Source organism: Chryseobacterium sp. MEBOG06 (assembly GCF_021869765.1).
Lineage (GTDB): Bacteria > Bacteroidota > Bacteroidia > Flavobacteriales > Weeksellaceae > Chryseobacterium.
Genome location: NZ_CP084580.1, coordinates 1,504,355 through 1,528,636, shown reverse-complemented (window position 1 = coordinate 1,528,636; position 24,282 = coordinate 1,504,355). Strand labels below are relative to the sequence as shown.

22 protein-coding genes are annotated in these 24,282 nt (G+C 34.6%); all 22 read right to left on the bottom strand.

Annotation, left to right across the window (positions count from 1 at the left end):
* Positions 1–729 precede the first annotated feature (729 nt).
* The 22 genes from LF887_RS07050 to LF887_RS06945 all read right to left on the bottom strand — a co-directional run bounded on the left by LF887_RS07050 (position 730) and on the right by LF887_RS06945 (position 24,279).
* Complete coding sequence (locus LF887_RS07050; protein WP_236858142.1) at positions 730–2,160, bottom strand: RHS repeat domain-containing protein; 1,431 nt, start codon at positions 2,158–2,160, stop codon at positions 730–732.
* 529 nt (positions 2,161–2,689) lie between these two features.
* Entirely contained in the window at positions 2,690–3,226 is a 537-nt protein-coding gene (locus LF887_RS07045; RefSeq protein WP_236858141.1) for an STM3941 family protein, read from the bottom strand.
* Between the two features lie 17 nt (positions 3,227–3,243).
* On the bottom strand, positions 3,244–4,362 hold the full coding sequence (locus LF887_RS07040) for an RHS repeat-associated core domain-containing protein (protein ID WP_236858140.1): 1,119 nt from the start codon (positions 4,360–4,362) through the stop codon (positions 3,244–3,246).
* 61 nt (positions 4,363–4,423) lie between these two features.
* Positions 4,424–4,939, bottom strand: a complete 516-nt coding sequence (locus LF887_RS07035) for a hypothetical protein (protein WP_236858139.1) — start codon at positions 4,937–4,939, stop codon at positions 4,424–4,426.
* Positions 4,940–4,941: 2 nt separating this feature from the next.
* Complete coding sequence (locus LF887_RS07030; RefSeq protein WP_236858138.1) at positions 4,942–6,081, bottom strand: RHS repeat-associated core domain-containing protein; 1,140 nt, start codon at positions 6,079–6,081, stop codon at positions 4,942–4,944.
* Positions 6,082–6,121: 40 nt separating this feature from the next.
* On the bottom strand, positions 6,122–6,526 hold the full coding sequence (locus tag LF887_RS07025) for a hypothetical protein (RefSeq protein WP_236858137.1): 405 nt from the start codon (positions 6,524–6,526) through the stop codon (positions 6,122–6,124).
* A 1-nt stretch (position 6,527) separates the two neighbouring features.
* Positions 6,528–7,646, bottom strand: coding sequence for an RHS repeat-associated core domain-containing protein (locus LF887_RS07020; protein ID WP_236858136.1), 1,119 nt, complete (start codon positions 7,644–7,646; stop codon positions 6,528–6,530).
* A gap of 297 nt (positions 7,647–7,943) precedes the next feature.
* A complete protein-coding gene (locus LF887_RS07015; protein WP_236858135.1) occupies positions 7,944–8,576 on the bottom strand; it encodes a hypothetical protein in 633 nt (210 codons plus the stop codon).
* Positions 8,577–8,734: 158 nt separating this feature from the next.
* Entirely contained in the window at positions 8,735–9,055 is a 321-nt protein-coding gene (locus LF887_RS07010) for a hypothetical protein (RefSeq protein ID WP_236858134.1), read from the bottom strand.
* A gap of 1 nt (position 9,056) precedes the next feature.
* A complete protein-coding gene (locus tag LF887_RS07005) occupies positions 9,057–9,389 on the bottom strand; it encodes an SMI1/KNR4 family protein (protein ID WP_236858133.1) in 333 nt (110 codons plus the stop codon).
* A complete protein-coding gene (locus LF887_RS07000) occupies positions 9,382–10,926 on the bottom strand; it encodes an RHS repeat-associated core domain-containing protein (RefSeq protein ID WP_236858132.1) in 1,545 nt (514 codons plus the stop codon). The genes LF887_RS07005 and LF887_RS07000 overlap by 8 nt, the downstream gene beginning before the upstream one ends.
* Positions 10,927–11,114: 188 nt before the next feature.
* Complete coding sequence (locus tag LF887_RS06995) at positions 11,115–11,657, bottom strand: hypothetical protein (protein ID WP_236858130.1); 543 nt, start codon at positions 11,655–11,657, stop codon at positions 11,115–11,117.
* 7 nt (positions 11,658–11,664) lie between these two features.
* Positions 11,665–12,795, bottom strand: coding sequence for an RHS repeat-associated core domain-containing protein (locus LF887_RS06990; RefSeq protein ID WP_262912543.1), 1,131 nt, complete (start codon positions 12,793–12,795; stop codon positions 11,665–11,667).
* 240 nt (positions 12,796–13,035) lie between these two features.
* Positions 13,036–13,578: a hypothetical protein gene (locus LF887_RS06985; RefSeq protein ID WP_236858130.1), complete on the bottom strand. Its 543-nt coding sequence runs from the start codon at positions 13,576–13,578 to the stop codon at positions 13,036–13,038.
* Between the two features lie 7 nt (positions 13,579–13,585).
* Positions 13,586–14,047: a hypothetical protein gene (locus tag LF887_RS06980; RefSeq protein WP_236858129.1), complete on the bottom strand. Its 462-nt coding sequence runs from the start codon at positions 14,045–14,047 to the stop codon at positions 13,586–13,588.
* Between the two features lie 352 nt (positions 14,048–14,399).
* Positions 14,400–14,732 carry a hypothetical protein gene (locus LF887_RS06975; RefSeq protein WP_236858128.1) on the bottom strand — a complete coding sequence of 111 codons (333 nt, stop codon included), beginning with the start codon at positions 14,730–14,732 and terminating at the stop codon, positions 14,400–14,402.
* 206 nt (positions 14,733–14,938) lie between these two features.
* A complete protein-coding gene (locus tag LF887_RS06970) occupies positions 14,939–15,217 on the bottom strand; it encodes a hypothetical protein (RefSeq protein ID WP_236858127.1) in 279 nt (92 codons plus the stop codon).
* Positions 15,218–15,235: 18 nt separating this feature from the next.
* The gene (locus LF887_RS06965; protein WP_236858126.1) at positions 15,236–15,919 is read right to left on the bottom strand and encodes an HNH endonuclease; all 684 of its coding nucleotides are present in this window, start codon (positions 15,917–15,919) and stop codon (positions 15,236–15,238) included.
* Positions 15,802–16,749, bottom strand: a complete 948-nt coding sequence (locus LF887_RS06960; RefSeq protein ID WP_236858125.1) for an RHS repeat-associated core domain-containing protein — start codon at positions 16,747–16,749, stop codon at positions 15,802–15,804. The genes LF887_RS06965 and LF887_RS06960 overlap by 118 nt, the downstream gene beginning before the upstream one ends.
* Before the next feature lie 346 nt (positions 16,750–17,095).
* Positions 17,096–17,752, bottom strand: a complete 657-nt coding sequence (locus tag LF887_RS06955; RefSeq protein WP_236857562.1) for a hypothetical protein — start codon at positions 17,750–17,752, stop codon at positions 17,096–17,098.
* Positions 17,746–21,408, bottom strand: coding sequence for a DUF6443 domain-containing protein (locus LF887_RS06950; protein ID WP_236858124.1), 3,663 nt, complete (start codon positions 21,406–21,408; stop codon positions 17,746–17,748). The genes LF887_RS06955 and LF887_RS06950 overlap by 7 nt, the downstream gene beginning before the upstream one ends.
* A 69-nt stretch (positions 21,409–21,477) precedes the next feature.
* The gene (locus tag LF887_RS06945) at positions 21,478–24,279 is read right to left on the bottom strand and encodes a hypothetical protein (RefSeq protein WP_236858123.1); all 2,802 of its coding nucleotides are present in this window, start codon (positions 24,277–24,279) and stop codon (positions 21,478–21,480) included.
* Positions 24,280–24,282: the final 3 nt, after the last annotated feature.

Sequence of the window (24,282 nt, the reverse complement as noted above, 5' to 3'; positions counted from 1 at the left end):
TTCACAAACAAAAACAGAACGTTTTTTTAACAAAACCACTGCTCAATAGCAGTGGTTTTGTTATTACTACTTCACCACACGATGCAGCGGTGCGGTAGCGAGGGGATTACTAAATTAGTCAACTTTGTCCACGATTATTTATTATCTTTCTTCAATATACTCTTTATCTAAAGCTCTCTGTTTGAAAATTCTTTCTCTACTAAAACAGGGAAGTTTACCATATTATGGTTTAAGACAAAAGGATAATAGTTATCGGTATCGGTAATTTCTAGAACGCCTGCGCTTATAAATTTAAAAGTTTAAATAAAAGCGAGATGTTCACACTAGTATGAGCAATTGTATCTTTACTCTTTCTTAGCTAAAAGTATACTACAAATAAATATATAAAAAATAATAAAAAGAATTCTTATAAATAAAAGGTTTACATCAATATTCATTTCTCCATAAAAAAACTTTATAAAAAAAATATCTAAACTAATTAATATAAAACTCGATAATAAATTATAGTACTTGTTTTTACTGTTATGAAATATAATTCCAAATAGAATAAGATATAATGACGGAATAAATGAGGGTATTAAATAATAAAAACTAGTTGGGAAATTATTAATTAAGCCTCTAAAAAAGTCTATTACTGAATTATCTGTATTCACTAAAATAAAACACAAATAGTACATAAAGTTTAAAATACACGAAAAGAGTATAATAAATAAATATTTTTTTTTCATTTTAATTTCTTGGATATAAATATGGTTTTCTTACTCCATTTTTAAATAATGAGTGCGTTTCTCTATAAGATGGCTGATCATATTGCATCAACTTAAATGATCCTCCAGCTCCTATTATTCCTGCTGAAGCAGAAGGAAAAACATCTGTTTTGAAAGATATATTTAAATTTTTCCCTACATAATTTACATCAATTCTCTGAGCAACATTTACTGGTCCATATCCTTGAAGGTTCAATCCAATTTTTTCAAATTCAGGAACTTGAGCATGTTTTTCAACAGTAATATTAAAGCCAATAAATTCACCATTTTTATCAATAAAATTTTTACTCGACTCTATATCAGGCATAGAATTAATCTTAACTCCTTTAAATCCTCCTTTATTTGTCATAATTTTAGATCTTATTATTGTGGATATTCCTGTTAGCTCTCCTTTAGCATTTTCTTCTGAAGATATCCATATATCAGTTTGCAATTTTGACCCTGAAACATCAAACCATGGATTTGGCCCATCCCACTGATTTCTATCTATATAACTATCCATACCTATTCGTAAAGATTTACCCATGTAAGTTTCACCTAATTTTGTTGATTTTTGGTTATTTGCCTCATTATCCCAATAAAAAGAACCATCTTTCCTTCTAACCCAATCATATTCTCCAAAAGGCGAATAACCAAATCCTGTAAAGATATTCCCTCCTGATGTTTCAGTTCCTGTTGACATCGTTGCTACATAATTTTTAAAAGCCTGTTGCGCTTCGGATAATGGTTGAATATCATTTCCATCCGGATCAATCACCATCACAGGGTTATTGATCGCATAGTTATAAGGACTCCAGGAACTGTATTTCTCAGACATGGCATCCATTGCTCCCCATCTTCCCAGGTCAGGCATCATCATCCTTGCTCCGTAATCATACATTCCCGTCTCTTGTAATTCCTTTCCGTTGTATTTGTAACTGTAGAAACTACCAAAGTTAGAAGTACCAAACGACCCTGAGATATGGTTTAAACCAAAAGGATAGTAATTGTTGGTGTCAATAATTTCAGGAGCGCCTGCGCTGTTTTTGGCAAAGGTGACTCTGGTATTTCCAAGGTGATCTCTGTACTGGTAAATATAGCGGTTTTCGGTGAAACTGTAAAAACCTTCTGCGGTGGCTACAAAATCAAGTTTCCATTCCGGAATAACACCGGGATCCAGAATACCTCTATAAGCTTCTGCTTCGTAAGCATTTTCGGTTCTGCAGGTAATACAGTTTCCTCCGCCTTCAAAGTAGCTGTACTGAAAACCGTCCAGATAGTCTGTGATGCGGGTTGAGGTTGATCCTCTTGGTGAGGAAGAAGAAAACGTTTTACGAAGCTTGGTTCCGTCAGCACGGTAAAGGTAATTGATAGTACTATAGGTTGGCTTTCCAAAACTATTCTGGTGGATCACATACTGATCAGAAAGATTCAGGTAGTTATATTGTACAGACTTCCCCCCCTTTATCCAGCGAAGATTACACTTTATTTTCAGATAAAAAACAGAACACGTTTTACAACACAAAACCACTGCTCAATAGCAGTGGTCTTGTTATTATTATTTCACCACACGATGCAATTTTGCGTTAGCGAGGGAAAATGTTCCGTCGATTGACCTGGCTACAAAAATTGCGAATGCTTCAGGCGTCACCTTAGATTATCTCGTAAAAGATGGACTGTATGAGCCACTCTTAATAAACTAAAAGAACACAGGAACTCGACAGCGATACCAAAGCTCACATATCTGCAACCATCGATGCTTTTATCAAAGCTTCTAAACTTAAAAACATTACAGCAATGTAGTTCTGTTTTGTATTAGGGCTAGTCAATCTGCTACGAAGTTAAAAACTTCGCAGAGCGGGGGGGCTTTGGTAATTGATCAAACTTTTTATTATAATCTTTCCATATATCTCAAGTATAATAAACCGGACAAAACTTTAATATTAATTATTCATTTTAAATTTTTCGAAACTATTTAAGATAATATCCTCCAATTGAGTAAAACTACAACTTATAAAATTCGATGATATTGATATTGGAGTGCCGTAAGATTTATAATTTCCAGCAAGTAATTTTGACTTTATACCTGTTGAAATATTAATGTAATACTCTGGATTTTTAACCTTGATAAGCAAAAAATTTGTCGATGCTACATTACTTTTTTCTATTGAAATTACATCTTCCCATTTAATGAGGCCTACACCTACAAAACTAGAGTTATCAATAATACCCTCTTCATTTACTATAATTCCTATATTTTTATCAAATATTTTTTTTTTAATCATCGTAAATAACGCAAAACCAAAAAATAGCATTGCTAAAATACCAATAAATTGTATAAGTATTACATTATTTATTAAACGGGTAATAAATACATCAGGAAGAATTATAAATAGCACACCTAAAATTGTAAATATTAAAGATCCTATTGTTAACGATAAAAACTTTTTATTACTAGGCTTAATTACTTTCGTTTCCATGTTTTTCTTTTTATTTGTTAATTTACCACAATTTCTCCCGCCTTTGTTCCTGCTATACCTCCCACTACTCCGCCAATTAACCCTCCTATAAAAGCCCCAGGTGCAGCTCCTACACCTCCAAACCAAACACCAATTCCCGCACCTATTTCTGCACCCAAAATCGCCCCCCCATAAGCTCCTGCTGCACCTCCTATAGTACCTCCTGTGGCTATAGTAGCATTATGCCCGAACGTTCCTCCATCTTTTTGAACTCCATTATAAATATTAATTCCTCCAAGAATAACAGTTCCTGCTATACTTGCTTTTCCTAAAACACTACCAACTTTACCCATGTAAGCAGGTTTTATATATGTTTTGCCATTTCCGTAGAATTTGGTAAAACCTAAATCGACAGGAATACCGGGACGAGCAGTACCAACATATAATCTAGCTCCATTTCTTGCATTATATGAAAGTCCTTCTCCAAATCCACCTACACCATCATTTAAATTTCCAAGCAAACTTAAATCAAAAACACTAGAGGTCTTAAAATTTGCGCTGTGTATTACTCCTAAATTAATATCACCATAATAATCATTCCCCATTCTATATGAGGTTTGCATAGCATTTCCAGTAAACCACATTACCTTACCATCTGTGATATTCACTTCTGAAAAATTTTCTTTATTCGCCAAATAATTAAAAATAGCCCTTGCATCTTTATCGTTAAAAGTATAAGCCCCGCCGCCGCCATCTCTTGGATTTTCCGCCATGAATTGAGTCATTAGCATTTGAGAATGTGACATAATTGTAAAAGGATTAGCATATCCCGATGTATCAATATGTCCAGCTGCATCCATCCATCTTCCATCAGGATCTCTCATTGAAATAGGATTATTGGCTACATAGGCAAAAGGACTTATAGAAGTATATGCTTCCGCCAATTGATCTATCCCGTTCCATCTTCCCAGATCTGGCATATATTGTCTCCAGCCATAATCAAACATCCCGGTTTCCTGAAGCTCTTTTCCGTTGTATTTGTAAGAGTAGAAACTTCCAAAATTGGAGGAATTCAATCCGTTTCCTCCGGTATGGTTTAATCCAAAAGGATAGTAGTTGTTGGTATCAGTAATTTCAGGAGCGCCTGCGCTGTTCAATTAAAAAAAGAGAGCATTGAGAAAACAATGCTCTATCTATTATTAATACTACAAATTTGCATTATTTTTTATCCTCACCATAGATTTTTTTAAGATTTTCTATTTGTTTAGCTTTTTGCAAAGAATCTTCTCTCCTTTCTTTGGCAACAATTTCAGGTGCATAGGGGCCAGTCTGATTTTGTTTTGCTTGTGCAAATAACAAATAAAATGAAAAAATAAAATTAATAATTATTGATGCAGAAATACTATATACAATCCATTTATTCGTTCTATTTTTTTCTTTTGAAAAACTATCAAATTCCTTTATTATATACTTCCATTGATCTTTGTAATGGAAAATCAAGTAGTCAAGTAATACTAATATAAAAACTATTAAAATCCAAAATACTTTACTTTCAAAAATTCCTAATTTTGAAGGGTTGAAAATATCATAATAATTAATAAACGAATTTATTACCAAAATTTCTAATATACCTAAAAGAATGCTTGCTGTAAAATAATTAGGAAAAGCAGAACTCTGTGAATATTTATATAGCACATAATAAAAACAATAATAACCTTTTTTTATCTTTTTCATAATTAAAATTTTATCGCAGAATTACTAAAAAACGGATGTCTTGTAGTTTGTTGTTCATATTTTTCGGTTCTGTCAGCAGTTTCAGAAGCACCGATCCATCCTCCTGGATAATAATTATCAACTCCAAAATATAAAGTGCTAATTACAGCTCCGTAAGCTCCTCCTTTTAAACCCACATATCCCATTACTGTATTTAATCCGGCCTTGCCCGGATGCACTGCATTGGGAGAAGTTGGATCTTCATAAAATGTTTTTACGCCATACACGTCCATTGCAACACCTAAATAAAATGAATATTTCCCTAGACCTTGTCCGATTTTACTTAGCCCTATTGTTTTTGTATATGCATTTTTAATAAAAACGTTTCCATTAGCATTAGGGCGGTACAATTTAATAGATGAACCTGTAGTTGTCACCCTTGCCTCCCCCGCGAAATTCTCTAGACTGGCGGCGGCTGTTGCTAGTACCCAGTTTGCACGTCCTCCAAAGCCATACCATTCCGGGGTATTATCTGGTTTGTACGGATTGAAGTTATGATAAGACTGCCTGATCTCTGGCATCCCAGAATAAGATCTTAGATTTAGCATCTCTAATACTCCTATTCCCTTAACTCCAGTATTAGGGTCTTTATAGGTGGTCCACCAGTACATATCACCTTTTTTATTAAAGTCTATAAATATATTTTGTTTTCCTAATCCATCTTTAACCTGATCAAATAAAGAATAGCCATCACCAAAACTATCTGGATTTAGAGTCACTCCGGTAGATGATGTCATATATCTCGGTTTATGAGAACTACCTAAAAATTGAAAAGGATTTGCCTGGCCCGATGTATCAATATGTCCAGCTGCATCCATCCATCTTCCATCAGGATCTCTCATTGAAATAGGATTATTGGCTACATAGGCAAAAGGACTTATAGAAGTATATGCTTCCGCCAATTGATCTATCCCGTTCCATCTTCCCAGATCAGGCATATATTGTCTCCAGCCATAATCAAACATCCCGGTTTCCTGAAGTTCTTTACCGTTGTATTTATTGCTGTACAAACTTCCGAAACCTGAATTGCTGAACGAATTTGAAATATGGTTCAGTCCAAGGGACTTTACTGATATTTTTAAAAATAGAGTATTGATTTTCAATACTCTATTTTATTATCAATATTGTTAGAATTATCAAAAATTAATAGTAATCATATTTTATTGCAAATATCCAGAACATAATGCATAGGAATACAAAGATTAAAACAATCTTTCTTGATTTTTTTACAGTTTTTTTATTTGCATAAAAAGCATTAATCTTCTCTGTCAAATCGTCATCACCTATTAACTTGGAAGTTGCAAAAATATATCCATAAGCAATTCCTATTATTAGTGGATATAAGAACACTTTTGAAGGAAGTCCAATAGTTTTATCTACTATCATTAATATTGGAAATTCTAATAATAACCATAAAGGAAAACCTAAAGTTAAAATCGAATAAAAATTCTTATCTTTATGTTTTTTATAATAAATATGTGTTTGCAAATAACACTCATAATAAGCGTAGAAATATGCATTTTTAATTGTATTTATAAAGTTTTTCATGTTAATTTTCAGGGTTTAAATAATCATAATGATTGCTGCCTCTATTCATAGCTCCCCATGTCCATATATTCCAATAATTTACATCCGTATTATCAATACCTAAAGAAACAGCTGGTCCTACATAAGGAATAAAGCCTGCAGCATAACTCATAATTCCTCTTGATATATATCCTGGATGATGAGATTCGTAAAACTGAGCCATAGAAATTGCTAATCCAGCATATGCAACTCCTTTTACTACTTTTGAACTGTTTACAGCATTAATAGCTTTTACATTTTTCAAAAACTTTGCACCTGAAATATATTTATTACCATTTAAATAACCATTACTTCTATATAGATTATAAGTTTTAAAAATATTAGATGTTTTTATCATTTTACCTGCATCTACAAGATCATTTGATACTTGAGCAGTAGTTCCTAAGGTGAGCCCAATTCCATTTGTTGCATAAGATTGAGCTGTACTTGCATTATTTAATATTCCCCAATAATCATAGTTATTTTCTTTAAATTTTAAAAAGCCTAGTGCTCCTACTCCTTTCACATTAGTATCAGGGTCATCATAATCTGTCCACCATCTTAAAACTCCATCCTTATTGCTAATACCTACTGTTCCTCCATTAAAAAAGGAGGTCATTAAGTCAGTATATGCCTGAGTCTTACCAAAAGCAAGATACCCGCCGCCGCCTTCATCTGGTGTTCTCCCCATAAACTGAGTCATCAGCATTTGAGAATGTGACATAATTGTAAAAGGATTAGCATATCCCGATGTATCAATATGTCCAGCTGCATCCATCCATCTTCCATCAGGATCTCTCATTGAAATAGGATTATTGGCTACATAGGCAAAAGGACTTATAGAAGTATATGCTTCCGCCAATTGATCTATCCCGTTCCATCTTCCCAGATCAGGCATATATTGTCTCCAGCCATAATCAAACATCCCGGTTTCCTGAAGCTCTTTGCCATTGTATTTGTAAGAGTAGAGACCTCCAAAGTTGGAAGAGTTCAAACCGTTTCCGCCCGTATGGTTTAAGCCAAATGGATAGTAATTGTAGGTATCGGTAATTTCAGGAGCGCCTGCGCTGTTTTTGGCAAAGGTGACCCTACTTAACGACATTAGCAGTTTTCGTAAAACCTTCTCTTTTATTGGTCTGTCAAGTTGGTCTTTATATTGATAAATATACTTATTGTTTTCAAAATAAATTTAATAATTTTAATTGGTCTGAAAAACAGGGAAGTTTACCTATCAAGTTGGTCTTTATATTGATAAATATACTTATTGTTTTCAAAATAAATATATAAAGTTTTCAAAACACAAAACCACCGCTCAATAGCAGTGGTTTTGTTATGATTACTTCACCACACGATATAATCGACAGCGATGGAAAATTTGATATTTACTAATAAACAATAATTATTCGTCTTCGTCTTTTGTTATTTCAACTGAATTATTCTCCAGTTGAAATCTGTACCCAAAAGGTAAAGCCAAATATTTCAATATATCTGGTCGTCGGAAAATAACATGATAAAAATGAACTGTCTTTAATGATGATATATTATCATCATAATCATCAGTAATGAGCCACCATCCACTCATATGCTCTGGTGAATCATACCTAATTCCTTCAATATCTTTTCCCTCATAAACTCCATCTGATATAACGATCATCTGATTGAAATTTGGAAATAATGGTGTAAGATTTTGTTTTGCACATATTTCTGACTGACTTCTGATAGCTGAAATTGCAGTGTCACAACCTTTATTAAAATTACTACCATCTCTATTTATCTCATAAAGATCATAATAGTTTTGATTGTCTATCCGAAACTGTAAAAGCCATGAGTAGTAGCCAATATTTTGGTTTTCAGAAATAACAGGTTTACTTTCTAAAATATAATCAATAATATATTTAATTACATTTTTATAATCATCTTGATCATTATTACCAATTGCTATTCTAATTTCTCTATTAAAATAAGGCTGTAGTCCCTTGGTTGCAACATAATCATTACTTACACTTATTTCAATTTCTTTGTATACTGTCATTATAATCGTCTTTAATTAATATCAATTTGTTATTTTAGGGAGGAGCCCTTGTTTCTTCATTCCTCCAATAATTCCTCCTTGACTTGAACTACAACATTTACAATGTGGATAGAATGTTTGCAGCTATCCATCTGGTTATCAAATCAATTAAATTCATACTATGCATCTTTTTCTAAATAATCTAAAACTTGATTAGTTAATTCAAAAGTATCTATTTCAGAATTTTGAATTTTAAAATCATTAATAATATCTTCTAACATATTTAAGGGGCAAACATTTTGATATTCTACTCCATTAATCTTAATAAAAATTTCATTAGGAATTTCTTCAGCATTAAAAAATTCAATTTCTGAGCTAATATCTAATTTCTCCTTCGCACAAATATCTATTAAATCATATTCAATATCTATAGAATTATTTAGTAAAAATTGTTCAGTATTACTTTGATTAATTTGTTCAATTAGATCTGTTAATTTCATATTAGTATATTTCCAAGTCATCATTTTCAAACTTGTATAAAAATTCTGAAAATGAATTTGCCAATAAAACAGCATCCTTTTCTTCCATACCTATAAATGGAATTGAATATATACTATTATTACTTTTATTTATGAATATTCCAACTCCCCCTCCATTAGTGCCAATAGCAACAAAGTTTGGAGCCAACTCATTTGTTTCATATTCATTATTAATATCTTCTAATTCATCAATTGGAAACAATTCAATATATCCATTTTCTGAGTTAATTTCATAATCATCTAAATTATTCATAAAAGAAATATAATCTTCTGGAAATTCAAATTTACTATTCATGTTCATTGTTGCTAAATGATATTAAAAAATCTGTAAATGAATTGCCAAATATATTTGGGGAAGTATTTCCTATATCTAAAAAGTCTATACCTATAATTTTTCCAGTATTTTTATCAAAAGCATAACCATAATTAGAACCATCTGTTCCAAAGAAAAATAAGTTTAAACATTCTTCCACATCTTCATAGTATGGATTACATGATAAAATATTTTCTATATCCCAAAATGAAAGATATGCATCTGCATTAACAGCTCCCTCAGCTCCATTATATTTAGAAATAAAATCTAAATAATCTTTATCTATATTAAAATCATTTTTTTTTATAAGCTTTTCATATAATGATTGGCTTGGAATTTCATTTTTTGCTAACTTGTCAAAAATTAAATTATTGTACATAGTAAATTTATTTTTTAATTGAATTTTGAAGTTTAAACCAAAATGTATTGTATAACCTATGTTCTTCTGGTGTAAGTAATGCTTTTTTAAAGGATTGGTTGGATCACCTCCAAATTTGACAGGGTGTATCTCATGAATTTGTAACCCTTTAAATTCTGGATTTGTTCTATGCAATGCTCTATTAGCATTATTTGTTGCTTTTCTAGCCGCTTCATATTCAGCTCCCTCTAATATTTTAAAAGGCCCAGTTGGTTTAGATAAACTAGTCGGATACCCTTTCCAATCGAAAACTGAAAATGCTCCTTTTTCAGCCGCCAATATCTTCAAAGCATCATCCCCATTTTTAGTTACTATAAAAAGTGGTAACATTGCAAGCTTCAGAGGTTGACTTTCCTGAGCTGAAATCGCAATTCCTATACCCTCAAAAAAACCAAAAGGATCACCTGGACTGCCCATCATCTGAGCCCGTCCTGGCTGTCTTGCTGCTAATGCTCCCTGTTCCTTCCAATCACTTATACTCTGAACATTGGTTATTTTTGTTTTGGTAAAAACAATCTCCTGTATATCATAAATAGTGGCTCCCATGGCTCCATCTCCCCATGTAGAAGCATAGAGGTTACCACCAACATCACCACCTGTTGCCCCCCATGAATTCCATGAACCAAAAAAGGACCAGAAGTTCCCTCCACTTTCTTCTTTTTCCCATGCAGATAATGAGCTGACTAATTTTCGAGCGCTTCCTCCTCCCTGTAGATACCCCATTACATTTTGCAGATCACTTCCTGAAAACTCGTAACCATCACGAGTTGGCTTTACATCCCTTCCGTCCGGATCTAGAAAAGAAATAGGATTATTCATTACATAGGCATATGGGCTTGCCATATGGTAAGATTCCGCCAATTGATCTATCCCGTTCCATCTTCCCAGATCAGGCATATATTGTCTCCAGCCATAATCAAACATCCCGGTTTCCTGAAGCTCTTTGCCATTGTATTTATAGCTGTAGAAGCTTCCAAAGTTAGAAGAGTTCAATCCGTTTCCGCCCGTATGGTTTAAGCCAAATGGATAGTAATTGTAGGTATCGGTAATTTCAGGAGCGCCTGCGCTGTTTTTGGCAAAGGTGACCCTACTTAACGACATTAGCAGTTTTCGTAAAACCTTCTCTTTTATTGGTCTGTCAAGTTGGTCTTTATATTGATAAATATACTTATTGTTTTCAAAATAAATATATAAAGTTTTCAAAACACAAAACCACCGCTCAATAGCAGTGGTTTTGTTATGATTACTTCACCACACGATATAATCGTGCAGCAGCAAGGGGAAATAAATTATAAACCAGATGAATTGGGAAGTTTTTTTATAAACTCTTTTATTTTAATTTCCTTTAGTCCATCATGTTGCATATAATGTTCAATTTTTAATGCTTTATTATAATCTTTGTAAGATATTTTATACCTTAATATATCAAAAGAAAATTTTGATATCTCTAATCTTAATTTTTCCATTTCCAAAGGATGAACCTCAGTATCTTTTTCAAGCATTTCTGCAAAATCTATTAATTTTTGGCATATATAATAAATTTCATCCTTAAGGAAGGTAGGAGAAAACCCAAGTAAAAAAATTATCCTGGAAAGAATAATTTTTTTTAGGGAATATCCTTTTATTCCATAATAATACTCTAATTTATTCGCATTTATATCAGCATTTAATATTAAAAAATTCACTACTTCTCTGGGATTTACCTGATTAGAGTAAAAATTTTTCAATTCTCTGATGCTTGTCCATCCCGCTCTGTGTAATGATAAATCTGCTTGATTTAAATATGCAAATAAAAATACACACACGTTATATTCTAATTTTACTTTTTTCATATTTTTATTAAAAAGGCCACCACCAGCGTTTAACATATTTTGGATTCAAAGTTCTTATGTCCAATTGCATACGTCCTTCTACGATAATTCTTCCAGCGTTTCCAGTTCCACCAATATGAGGAGTAGAGGTTACTCCCCATTTAGGAACTGTAAACTCTACATATCCACCACCACGATAACCTCCTGCGGCTTGTCCTAATCTTACTTTCGATGGACTTATAAAAGGAGCTACTTCAACATCAACTCCAAATGGTCTAGGCGATGAAACATTAATAGAACCGCTTTTTTTGATAGCATTAACAGCTGAAGTAGATGTATGATGTCGTACTGTTATAAAGTCCTCCATGAGATTTATTTCTTCTTTTACAGCCAATCCCGGTTTCTTTAGTGCTACCGCACCAATAATCCCGGCTGCCATTGCAAGATATCTGTGTTGAGGCTTCCAAGTGCTCATTACCTGGCCTGCAATATCAAAGATCCCTAACAAGTCCCCAAAACCACCTATCATCTGAGCCCCTCCTGGCTGTCTTGCTGCTAATGCTCCCTGTTCCTTCCAATCACTTATACTCTGAACATTGGTTATTTTTGTTTTGGTAAAAACAATCTCCTGTATATCATAAATAGTGGCTCCCATGGCTCCATCTCCCCATGTAGAAGCATAGAGGTTACCACCAACATCACCACCTGTTGCCCCCCATGAATTCCATGAACCAAAAAAGGACCAGAAGTTCCCTCCACTTTCTTCTTTTTCCCATGCAGATAATGAGCTGACTAATTTTCGAGCGCTTCCTCCTCCCTGTAGATACCCCATTACATTTTGCAGATCACTTCCTGAAAACTCGTAACCATCACGAGTTGGCTTTACATCCCTTCCGTCCGGATCTAGAAAAGAAATAGGATTATTCATTACATAGGCATATGGGCTTGCCATATGGTAAGATTCCGCCAATTGATCTATCCCGTTCCATCTTCCCAGATCAGGCATATATTGTCTCCAGCCATAATCAAACATCCCGGTTTCCTGAAGCTCTTTGCCATTGTATTTATAGCTGTAAAAACTTACAAAACTGGAGTTGTTCAAACCGTTTCCTCCCGTATGGTTTAGCCCAAATGGATAATAGTTGTTGGTATCGGTAATTTCAGGAGCACCTGCGCTGTTTTTGGCAAAGGTTACACTTACTTAACTATATTAGCAGTTTTCGTAAAACCTTCTCTTTTATTGGTCTATCAGGTTGGTCTTTATATTGATAAATATACTTATTGTTTTCAAAATAAATATATAAAGTTTTTAAAACACAAAACCACCGCTCAATAGCAGTGGTGTTGTGATTATTACTTCACCACACGATATAATCGTGCAGCAGCAAGGGGAAATACATTATAAACCAGATGAATTGGGAAGCTTTTTTATAAACTCTTTTATTTTAATTTCCTTTAGCCCATCATGTTGCATATAATGTTCAATTTTTAATGCTTTATTATAATCTTTGTAAGATATTTTATACCTTAATATATCAAAAGAAAATTTTGATATCTCTAATCTTAATTTTTCCATTTCCAAAGGATGAACCTCAGTATCTTTTTCAAGCATTTCTGCAAAATCTATTAATTTTTGGCATATATAATAAATTTCATCCTTAAGGAAGGTAGGAGAAAACCCAAGTAAAAAAATTATCCTGGAAAGAATAATTTTTTTTAGGGAATATCCTTTTATTCCATAATAATACTCTAATTTATTCGCATTTATATCAGCATTTAATATTAAAAAATTCACTACTTCTCTGGGATTTACCTGATTAGAGTAAAAATTTTTCAATTCTCTGATGCTTGTCCATCCCGCTCTGTGTAATGATAAATCTGCTTGATTTAAATATGCAAATAAAAATACACACACGTTATATTCTAATTTTACTTTTTTCATATTTTTATTAAAAAGGCCACCACCAGCGTTTAACATATTTTGGATTCAAAGTTCTTATGTCCAATTGCATACGTCCTTCTACGATAATTCTTCCAGCGTTTCCAGTTCCACCAATATGAGGAGTAGAGGTTACTCCCCATTTAGGAACTGTAAACTCTACATATCCACCACCACGATAACCTCCTGCGGCTTGTCCTAATCTTACTTTCGATGGACTTATAAAAGGAGCTACTTCAACATCAACTCCAAATGGTCTAGGCGATGAAACATTAATAGAACCGCTTTTTTTGATAGCATTAACAGCTGAAGTAGATGTATGATGTCGTACTGTTATAAAGTCCTCTATGAGATTTATTTCTTCTTTTACAGCCAATCCCGGTTTCTTTAGTGCTACCGCACCAATAATCCCGGCTGCCACTGCAAGATATCTGTTTTGAGGCTTCCAAGTGCTAATTACCTGGTGCAACATCAAAGAATTCCACAAGATCACCTATAGTGCCACAAATATAGTTTATTCCTCTATCATTGTACCTACCAGCATTTCTTATTCTATCCCATCAGAAATCACTTTTGTTATTCCATGCTTCCATATAGGCATTAACATGGTCTCTGTACTGGTAAATATAGCGGTTTAAACGAAATAATAAAGCCGAATGCAATTGCAAACGGCTTTATCTTATTCTATTCAAAGCATATGAGCTTTTAAACTCATGGCAATTAGGAAATAATTTATTATTATCCGTTTTTGCATAAAATTACCATTTTGTAAATCACTTTGGTTTGAAAAAAATCAACATATTTGAAATGTTACTAAATTTATCTTATGCATCATTAATCGCATAATTAAAGAGAAGTTTTGTAAGCTGTTCATTTGATAGAGAATGATTTTTTGCATTTTTTGATTCTTCTATAGCATCTAAAAAATAGTAGAAATCAAACAAATTAGAATATTTTATATTTTTATATTCATATTCATATTCAATATTACCCTCTGTTTTTTCTATTTCAAAAAAAGCTAATTCATTGTCAATTTTCAAAGGTTGTTCCATATAAATTTCAATCACCTCAGATTGAAGATCCAATGAATATGTTTGACAAAACTCTTCAAAAGAGTGCCCATCTCGAAAATATTTTACTAGTTCTAAAAGTTTCATATATTCTTATATTAAAAATTATTTTTTCCCCCAAATTGAAAATCCACCTTTTCTTTCTGGGTGCATTGTTTCCCAAAAATACCACCAGGAACATTTGGTTGTTGGCTTTTAGGAACTAGCTGCATAGCACCTTGTTTTAAAATTAGAGTACTGAAAACCAACACTCCAATTTATTATCAATATGTTTTGAACATTACCGTATCAAATCAGGCGTCGTTTACTCCATATTCATAAAGTCTTTTAGCTATTTCTTTTTGTGAAGGTGAATAGTCTAAGCTAGCGATCCAGTCAGAAACAAACTCTTTTGCTAAAAAAACTTCAAGAAGATAGTAATACTTATCACCATTTTCTATTTTAATTCCATTATCATCCTCTTCAGGATATGAAAGAATTAAGTCAGATTTATAATCATCCATATTTTTCAAAAAGATTATTAAATCTTCGTCAATACTATTAATTTGGTTTATCAAATCAATTAAATTCATAAATTTTATTTTTAAATTTTATTTTCCCCAAATTGCGAATCCACCTTTATTTCCGGGATGCATAGTCTTCCAAAATGAACTACCAACAGTATGTTGTGGTTTAGGTACTAATTGCATTATCCCTTCATCCACTTGATGGTGCCATACCCAATTATTGGGAGATTTTCCTATTATAGATCCGGCTGGAGATCTTGGTAAGACTATACCCAATTCTCCAATAGATGTGGCAAATTTTGTGTCTGTCTTCATCATTGCTTCAAGCGCTTTATTTGCCTCGCGGAAATGGCTTCCTCTATAAACTCCAGGATAAGAACCTTCAGCAAGTTTCATTTCAAAAGCTACAGAATAAAAAGCTCCATCAGCTTCTTTCACAGCCAATCCCGGTTTCTTTAGTGCTACCGCACCAATAATCCCGGCTGCCATTGCAAGATATCTGTGTTGAGGCTTCCAAGTGCTCATTACCTGGCCTGCAATATCAAAGATCCCTAACAAGTCCCCAAAACCACCTATCATCTGAGCCCGTCCTGGCTGTCTTGCTGCTAATGCTCCCTGTTCCTTCCAATCACTTATACTCTGAACATTGGTTATTTTTGTTTTGGTAAAAACAATCTCCTGTATATCATAAATAGTGGCTCCCATGGCTCCATCTCCCCATGTAGAAGCATAGAGGTTACCACCAACATCACCACCTGTTGCCCCCATGAATTCCATGAACCAAAAAAGGACCAGAAGTTACCTCCACTTTCTTCTTTTTCCCATGCATATAATGAGCTGACTAATTTTCGAGCGCTTCCTCCTCCCTGTAGATACCCCATTACATTTTGCAGATCACTTCCTGAAAACTCGTAACCATCACGAGTTGGCTTTACATCCCTTCCGTCCGGATCTAGAAAAGAAATAGGATTATTCATTACATAGGCATATGGGCTTGCCATATGGTAAGATTCCGCCAATTGGTCTATCCCGTTCCATCTTCCCAGATCTGGCATATATTGTCTCCAGCCGTAATCAAACATCCCGGTTTCCTGAAGCTCTTTTCCGTTGTATTTGTAAGAGTAGAGACCTCCAAAGTTGGAAGAGTTCAAACCGTTTCCGCCCGTATGGTTTAATCCAAAAGGATAGTAATTGTTGGTGTCAATAATTTCAGGAGCGCCTGCGCTGTTTTTGGCAAAGGTGACTCTGGTATTTCCAAGGTGGTCTCTGTACTGGTAAATATAGCGGTTTTCGGTGAAACTGTAAAAACCTTCTGCGGTGGCTACAAAATCAAGTTTCCATTCCGGAATAACACCGGGATCCAGAATACCTCTATAAGCTTCTGCTTCGTAAGCATTTTCGGTTCTGCAGGTAATACAGTTTCCTCCGCCTTCAAAGTAGCTGTACTGAAAACCGTCCAGATAGTCTGTGATGCGGGTTGAGGTTGATCCTCTTGGTGAGGAAGAAGAAAACGTTTTACGAAGCTTGGTTCCGTCAGCACGGTAAAGGTAATTGATAGTACTATAGGTTGGCTTTCCAAAGCTATTCTGGTGGATCACATACTGATCAGAAAGATTCAGGTAGTTATATTGTACAGACTTCCCCCCTTTATCCAGCGAAGATTACACTTTATTTTCAGATAAAAAACAGAACACGTTTTACAACACAAAACCACTGCTCAATAGCAGTGGTCTTGTTATTATTATTTCACCACACGATGCAATTTTGCGTTAGCGAGGGAAAAATGTTCCGTCGATTGACCTGGCTACAAAAATTGCGAATGCTTCAGGCGTCACCTTAGATTATCTCGTAAAAGATGGACTGTATGAGCCACTCTTAATAAACTAAAAGCAATACAGGAACTCGACAGCTACGAAGTTACAAACTTCGCAGAGCGGTGGAACTTTAATTATTAACAAACATACTTACAGATGAAAAAGTTGTTTCTTTTTTATTTTCACTTTCGGAAAAAAATGTTGCAACCCCTGCAATTGATTTTTCTTTTTTTTCCCCAGGAATAAAACATATGTAATAACCATTTTCGGTTTTACAATCAATCCTTTTATCTTCAATAGTATTATTATTTTTTGTCATATAATTAAATTCCACTCTGGTTTTTTCATCTTTATACTTTGGAAAATAAAATTTAAATTCATATCCATTATTCTTATAAATAATATCATAATATTGACTAAATCTATTTATCAATTTACCTTCTTCATAAAATTTAATCTGATTTTCTTTTTCCATATTTACTGACAAAAACTCAATCTCATACAAAAAATCGTTAGTTTTATCCTTAACTTTCCACCATCCTATTTTTTCATTATTTTTAACATTCTTATAGCCTTGCAAAGTATATTGATTACTCTCACCACTAATTAGAATTATTGAATCATTTTCTTTTTTACTACTAATTGCATAATTATCTTCATTAGTAATATCCTGAATATTGACGTGTTTACTAAAATTTTTATCATTTTTTTTACATGAAAAAAATAAAAAGATAATTAAAAGCAAAAAAAAATTTTTCGCCGTTCTTTTATTATTTTTTACTACCATTTTTTGCCGAGAAAATTTATTCTATTATAATAGTTTTTTAACTTTTGATCATTAACATTTTTAACAGCATTATTAAACATAATACTATCATTGGTTTTCGTTTGAGTAGGAACTTTTTTTATTGTATCTCTTGAGTAAGAAAATGGAGAATCTGAGATTTGCTCCACTAAAGCAGTACTATCATTACTCTTGAAATTAAAAGGATTTCCAATGCCTTCTACATCAAGCCCAAATTGGATAAAAGCATCTCCAAAACTTTTACGATCAAGCCTTGTATTTCTGCCGTACCCACCTAAAATATACTCAAACATATTATTAAAATCAATTTTATCCTGTGGTTTTAATTTATTAAGTGTTTCTTTATCAGGATCATTTGATCCTGCGGAAAAACTGTAAAATGTTACATTGGTCCAGGTTCTCCACGTTCCTCCTAACCACATTGGTAATGCATCTACAATTGCATTCATAGAAGCTAGATCATCCGCACCGAGCTTGGTTATACTACCTCCTTCATTTAGTCGTGCATAAGCCGAGATACTTCCTCCATCTACACTTACATTTGAGAATATTGTTCCATTTTTAGCAAAACCGGTTATACCTGCCATTCGCATTGCCTTTTCCAAAGTAGTAATATTAGCATCATATCTCCACTTTCCATCAAGTCCTCTGATCCAATCATCTGTTCCAAAACCAGAAAAATTAAGTCCTGTAAAGATATTCTCACCTGATGTTCCAGTTCCTGTTGACATCGTTGCTACATAATTTTTAAAAGCAAATTGTGCTGCTTCTCCAGAAGCGAACATTGCATCATTTCCATCCGGATCAATGACCATAACAGGGTTATTGATCGCATAGCTGTAAGGACTCAAAGAGCTGTATTTCTCAGACATCGCATCCATTACTCCCCATCTTCCCAGATCAGGCATCATCATCCTTGCACCGTAATCATACATTCCCGTCTCTTGTAATTCCTTTCCGTTGTATTTGTAACTGTAGAAACTACCAAAGTTAGAAGTACCAAACGACCCTGAGATATGGTTTAAACCAAAAGGATAGTAATTGTTGGTGTCAATAATTTCAGGAGCGCCTGCGCTGTTTTTGGCAAAGGTGACCCTGGTATTTCCAAGGTGGTCTCTGTACTGGTAAATATAGCGGTTTTCGGTGAAACTGTAAAAACCTTCTGCGGTGGCTACAAAATCAAGTTTCCATTCCGGAATAACACCGGGATCCAGAATACCTCTATAAGCTTCTGCTTCGTAAGCATTTTCGGTTCTGCAGGTAATACAGTTTCCTCCGCCTTCAAAGTAGCTGTACTGAAAACCGTCCAGATAGTCTGTGATGCGGGTTGAGGTTGATCCTCTTGGTGAGGAAGAAGAAAACGTTTTACGAAGCTTGGTTCCGTCCGCACGGTAAAGGTAATTGATAGTACTATAGGTTGGCTTTCCAAAACTATTCTGGTGGATCACATACTGATCAGAAAGATTCAGGTAGTTATATTGTACAGATTGAATGCTTTTGTCCAGCATATTTGTCATATTTCCGTTCACATCATAGGAAATAGGATTGTTTCCGCCTTCATATCCGGTGTCGTTCAGTGCATTTTCAATCACTTTTGTCAAACGGTTTCCGGTATATTCGTACACAAGGTCATCTACCTGAACAGATGTGGCTCCTCCGGTTGCAGGAAAAGCATTCCTCTTCAGGGTTTTAATATTTCCGTTCAGGTCATAGGTAAGATGCTCATTGTAATTATTGTTAAACGGAACAGAGGCATTGGGTTCAGAATATACGGCATCCTGAAGCCTGCCGAGTCCGTCATAAGTATAATTGTATCGTTTCAGGACATCTTCTGAGGCGTTCTTCCAGTCGATCTCTGTGATCATTCCGGCGAATTTTCCGGGGGCTACATTGGCATTCACAGGATTGATATATCTCATCTCATATCCGAACATTTTTCCGTTCAGGCTTGAAGGGTCATTAATTTTAGTCAGCCAGCCTTTGATATTATAAGTATAGTCAATACTTTGCAGTGGCTGGGCAATATTGGTTCCGCCCAGTTTTTTATTTTTAAGCTGGGAAAGCTCATTGTACTCATTCTGCACCAGGATTTCTTCCGGATTGTTATCTACCTGATGCTTATGAACCAACAGCCTGTTTTGGGCATCGTAAGTGAACCTCTGGGTGATTACTTTTTCAGGATCTGTTGACAATCTTTTATGATAAGCCTTGCTTTGTTGGGTAACGCCTGCAAAGTCTATATCTGATTCTGTTCTGGTAGATCCGCCAAGATGATTTTGGGCATAAGACCCTATGGTCCTTCCTTTTTCGTCATAATAGGTGAAGGTTTTGGTCCAGGCATTGTCTTCTACATTTCTTATATAAGAAGCCAGTGGAAGGCTTTTTGTATTTTTAGAGGCCCCATTTTGTCCAGGCTGTTTCAGTACTGTTTTCCCCATAATAGTGGCCGGAATTTCTGCTCCCTGAGGAAGGGGCGGATAGGTGTCGTAATAATTGACACTTAAAATGGTCATACTTCCGGTAGGAAAAGCATTTTTGGTATAGTAAATATTTTCACCGTTTTGTACAATAGGAGTAGTATCCCGTTTTTCGTTATTCCCTGCATTGGATGACATATTGCTGAGGGCTGTCTGCATAGCGGTTCTGGTAGAGGTATTGGCAAAAAATCCTGTATAGACCACTCTTCCAAAAGCATCATATTTGGAGAACATCCAGCCTTTGGCCACAAAGTTATTGTTGAGGCTTCCCAGCACGGCATCCTGAGACAGCACCAATCTGTTCTGATTATCATACACAAAATATTCCCAGCCTTTTCCCGGCAGCTTTTTCTCTGCCAGGCGGTTTTTGCTGTCATACACATACTGGTAGCAAAGGTTATCTATGGCTGCCGGATCCATAGCTCCTGCTGCGGCCAATGGAGGAATGACGTAGGCAAGCTGTTTATACTCATTGTATACGTAATAGGTATCGGCATTATTTCCGGCATTGATTACTTTTCTGGAAAGGACAGTCTGACCGGAAGCATCTTTAAATTCTACGATTTTATTGCCGTCTTCATCGGTCACCGTATTTTTTACAAGCTGGCCGGCTGCATATTCTGCCGGAGTATACTGTAATTCGTTTTTATAAATTTTTTCCACCTGATTCCAATGGGTAACCACCTGATAGTTTTTGACGTGGTCTGCAGGAATATTTAGATCATACCCAAAATCGGTAGATTTATTATTCCAGTCTTTTCCGATTGATTTTTGTTGCAAAATCCTTTGTAACGGAGAGTTTTCAATAACCTTTTCGGTATAAATTTTTTCATCCCCATAAACCAAAGGATATACTCCAAGAGGTCCTGAGTAATAACTCCCTCCTCCTGTCGAAAGTTGGGGAACAGGCAGGTATTCTTTAATCTGTCTTCCATATTCATCATATTCGATATGGGTAACGACATCCCTTTTTAATGGGGAAGCCTGAACATTTACAACCTGTTTGGGTCTTCCCAAAAGGTCAAAATACTGTACGGTGTATGTTTTTTTGGTACAGTCTTCATTCAGACAGTCTGTAGTGGATATATAGTTTTCAGATGCTGTCTGGGCCTCGGATAAGGTTACCGACAGAAAACTGAATAATAGCAATAGTTTTTTCATCTTAATTTAGAGATTAGAAATTAAAAATTCGAGAGACCTGATTTTCTACAGGCTGCTCATGGCTTACCATTAATGACCGTAGTTATACTGGTATTTCTTTAAAGGTTTTCCGCTTTCATCTTCTACTTTGTCCAGTCTTCCGGCGGTATCGTATTGATAAACAGCACGCACTCCGGTAGGAGGCGTCATAGTTTTCATCCTTGTTAAAGAATCATACACATAAGTTGTAATCTGAAAATCCACCAGATTGGCATTGGTTCTAAAGGCATCCAAAGCATTCTGAAGATCCGATTCCGAAATCACTGCGGCATCTGACTTGGCTATGATATCAGACAGATATGGTAGGATCTGCTCATAGGAAGCTCCTTCCACTTTCGCAATAGGCTGGGTCTTTTTGTAGCCCCAAACAATAGAAACAGGAATTCCGTTTTTAGGAGTATACTGCTCCGGATTTCCTTTGCTGTCATATCGGTTGAAGACCACTTCGGAAGCTAAAGTATTCTGAGAGTCATAAGAAACGGCTGAAGACGGATATTTGTTTCCGGCATTGTCGTACTTAGTTTCTGCTCTTGAGACTAATTTTCCGGGATCGGAACCATTTTTCTTAATCACAGAAGTTGTTTCTAAAGGAAAGCCTACCATATTGGCGTCTTTTAATTTCTGATTGTTCTTCTCCTGTGCATATTGATAAGTGGTCTCCTGAATGCTGCCATCAAATGCTGTAGCTCTTTCTAAATTAGGCTTTTGGTTATGGTTATTTCTGAACACTTCATTTTTAATCTCTGTAACTCCGGAATCAAAGTAACTTTTGGTGATTACTTTATTGTTCTTAATCCAGGAGGTTTTCAGATAAAAATTCCCCCAAGAACCACTTGGAGCAACTAAATATTTAGGACTGTCAAATTCTTCAAAAGTATAATCAAAAAGTTCTTCAGATAGCTTTTGGTTCGAAGCGTTATAAACTTCCCTTTTATCAATAAGTCCACTACGGGTAATATTATAATTGGGCCAAAAATCATTATCACTCTGATAAGGATAAACATCCGGAGCTTTGTAATAATACTTGGTGTACCCCATATTATTACCCTGAGATACTTTTACATTTTTATAGATAAAAGCAGGGTTAGCCATTTCAGCATTCAAAGTACCTCCTGTAACTAAGTATCCACTTGAATTTCCAGGCTGATCAAAGAAACTGTAATCGTATTCTTCAATTTTTGCAGGGGGTACATTAAAAATATTATCAGACGAAGTATTAAAATATTTAATATTTTTAATTCTTGGAAGCCCAGATCTTGGAACCAACTCAACAGCTTCAGAAGGTTCTCCGGTTATTTCTGATAATGAGATCACAGAAGGCCTATTGAATGTTAAATTATTACAATTTAAATCATTACAATATAATTCAGCATAATATTCACCCGGTCCAAAGGTTCTTGTCTGTACATACTCAAAATCAGGATTCGGATCTATAGGTACTCCCATACTATTTGAAACTTCATATGAGTTTCCAGTTTTCTTAAAAAACTGAACTGCCCATAAGCGAGAAGCTAACTTTCCAATTCCCATCGCATTAATTTCAATATTCTTGCCTTCTGTAAGGGTAAAAGCATATTTTTTCACACCATCATTGACACTTGTAAAAGATAAATCTGTCAGAAATGTCTTCGGGGCTGGTATATGGATGGTTTTCCCACTATAGGAGTGAGTGATCATATCAAAGTTATATTTTATAATCCCTCCGGTAGGCAATTTAACCGTATTCAACAGAAGATATTCATCGCCATTTTCATACTCACCATTTTCAAACACTCCTCCTGCATAATCAAAGGCATATTTTTCAATTATTTTCCCATTCTGATCAACCTGGCTGAAGGATGCCAGCGTTCTATAATACACCATATTGCTGCTGACAGAAGTGTTGGAATAATTAAATATATATTTTTTTATAAAAGCATTATTGGCTGTTTTAAGAACAATATTATTGATGGAGAATATATCATGGTTTTTATTCTCATTTTCATTTCTATCATAATTTATTTCTATAATGCCGTGGTCTTTTGCCTCTATCCTGATCAGTTTATTAGTTTCTGAACCGTCGAGACGAATTGTTGTACCGGGAATATATTTCAAATCTCTTAGATAAGTATATTTTACCAGTTCCCGTCCGTTTTCATCAAGAATAGAAGATAGATAGAAGGCACTTTTATATCTTGCATCTGTAAATTTACCACCTTGTGTAGGGTGCGTCCACACATGTACATTCATTAAGCTAATATCATAATCCTTAAAAACATATTGTATTCCAGATTCACTTGTTATGGTAAGAGAATCCAGAACAAGAGTAGCCTGATTAGCAGACCGATGTTCTTTAACTATAGAATTATAAGGACTGAGTTTTATCAATTCAAAAGTATTGGCCTCTATGTTTCTGATGAATCGAAATTTTCCTGATTCCGCCGGAATATTAAAATTATAAATATCATTAAAGCTATTCTTTCTATAACTGTGAAAATTGACATCATCAAATAATTCATCAAAGTCCTTCAGAATCTCTCTTGAAATAACTCCCCCTCCTAAAAATGACCAGCCTTTACCTACATCACCTACAGGGTTTCTACTGGAAGTATTGCCTGCATGATAATTAAGCCCTAAGCTGATATTCACCGATTTATTTCCCGTTTCAAGATTGATTAACGGATAAGAAATATCCGGAATTCCAGTTTGTACAGAAACAGGAATGGTACTGTAAGTTGACAATCCTGCAGCAGATGGGGTTGGTCTTACAATCCCCATATTCTTACTTTCTTCCTGACCACTATATAAGGTGTATCCGAATATAAAGATCAGTAATAAAAATATATTCTTCATAAT

Bases quoted from the DNA above. Each gene is read 5' to 3' on its own strand.
- LF887_RS06975 (WP_236858128.1), bottom strand. From the start codon at position 14,732: ATGAAACTTTTAGAACTAGTAAAATATTTTCGAGATGGGCACTCTTTT.
- LF887_RS06970 (WP_236858127.1), bottom strand. From the start codon at position 15,217: ATGAATTTAATTGATTTGATAAACCAAATTAATAGTATTGACGAAGAT.
- LF887_RS07015 (WP_236858135.1), bottom strand. From the start codon at position 8,576: ATGACAGTATACAAAGAAATTGAAATAAGTGTAAGTAATGATTATGTT.
- LF887_RS06965 (WP_236858126.1), bottom strand. From the start codon at position 15,919: ATGGGGGCAACAGGTGGTGATGTTGGTGGTAACCTCTATGCTTCTACA.
- LF887_RS07020 (WP_236858136.1), bottom strand. From the start codon at position 7,646: ATGTCGTTAAGTAGGGTCACCTTTGCCAAAAACAGCGCAGGCGCTCCT.
- LF887_RS06955 (WP_236857562.1), bottom strand. From the start codon at position 17,752: ATGGTAGTAAAAAATAATAAAAGAACGGCGAAAAATTTTTTTTTGCTT.
- LF887_RS07025 (WP_236858137.1), bottom strand. From the start codon at position 6,526: ATGAAAAACTTTATAAATACAATTAAAAATGCATATTTCTACGCTTAT.
- LF887_RS07035 (WP_236858139.1), bottom strand. From the start codon at position 4,939: ATGAAAAAGATAAAAAAAGGTTATTATTGTTTTTATTATGTGCTATAT.
- LF887_RS06950 (WP_236858124.1), bottom strand. From the start codon at position 21,408: ATGAAAAAACTATTGCTATTATTCAGTTTTCTGTCGGTAACCTTATCC.
- LF887_RS06945 (WP_236858123.1), bottom strand. From the start codon at position 24,279: ATGAAGAATATATTTTTATTACTGATCTTTATATTCGGATACACCTTA.
- LF887_RS07010 (WP_236858134.1), bottom strand. From the start codon at position 9,055: ATGAAATTAACAGATCTAATTGAACAAATTAATCAAAGTAATACTGAA.
- LF887_RS06985 (WP_236858130.1), bottom strand. From the start codon at position 13,578: ATGAAAAAAGTAAAATTAGAATATAACGTGTGTGTATTTTTATTTGCA.
- LF887_RS07005 (WP_236858133.1), bottom strand. From the start codon at position 9,389: ATGAATAGTAAATTTGAATTTCCAGAAGATTATATTTCTTTTATGAAT.
- LF887_RS07045 (WP_236858141.1), bottom strand. From the start codon at position 3,226: ATGGAAACGAAAGTAATTAAGCCTAGTAATAAAAAGTTTTTATCGTTA.
- LF887_RS07000 (WP_236858132.1), bottom strand. From the start codon at position 10,926: ATGTCGTTAAGTAGGGTCACCTTTGCCAAAAACAGCGCAGGCGCTCCT.
- LF887_RS06980 (WP_236858129.1), bottom strand. From the start codon at position 14,047: ATGTTGCACCAGGTAATTAGCACTTGGAAGCCTCAAAACAGATATCTT.
- LF887_RS06995 (WP_236858130.1), bottom strand. From the start codon at position 11,657: ATGAAAAAAGTAAAATTAGAATATAACGTGTGTGTATTTTTATTTGCA.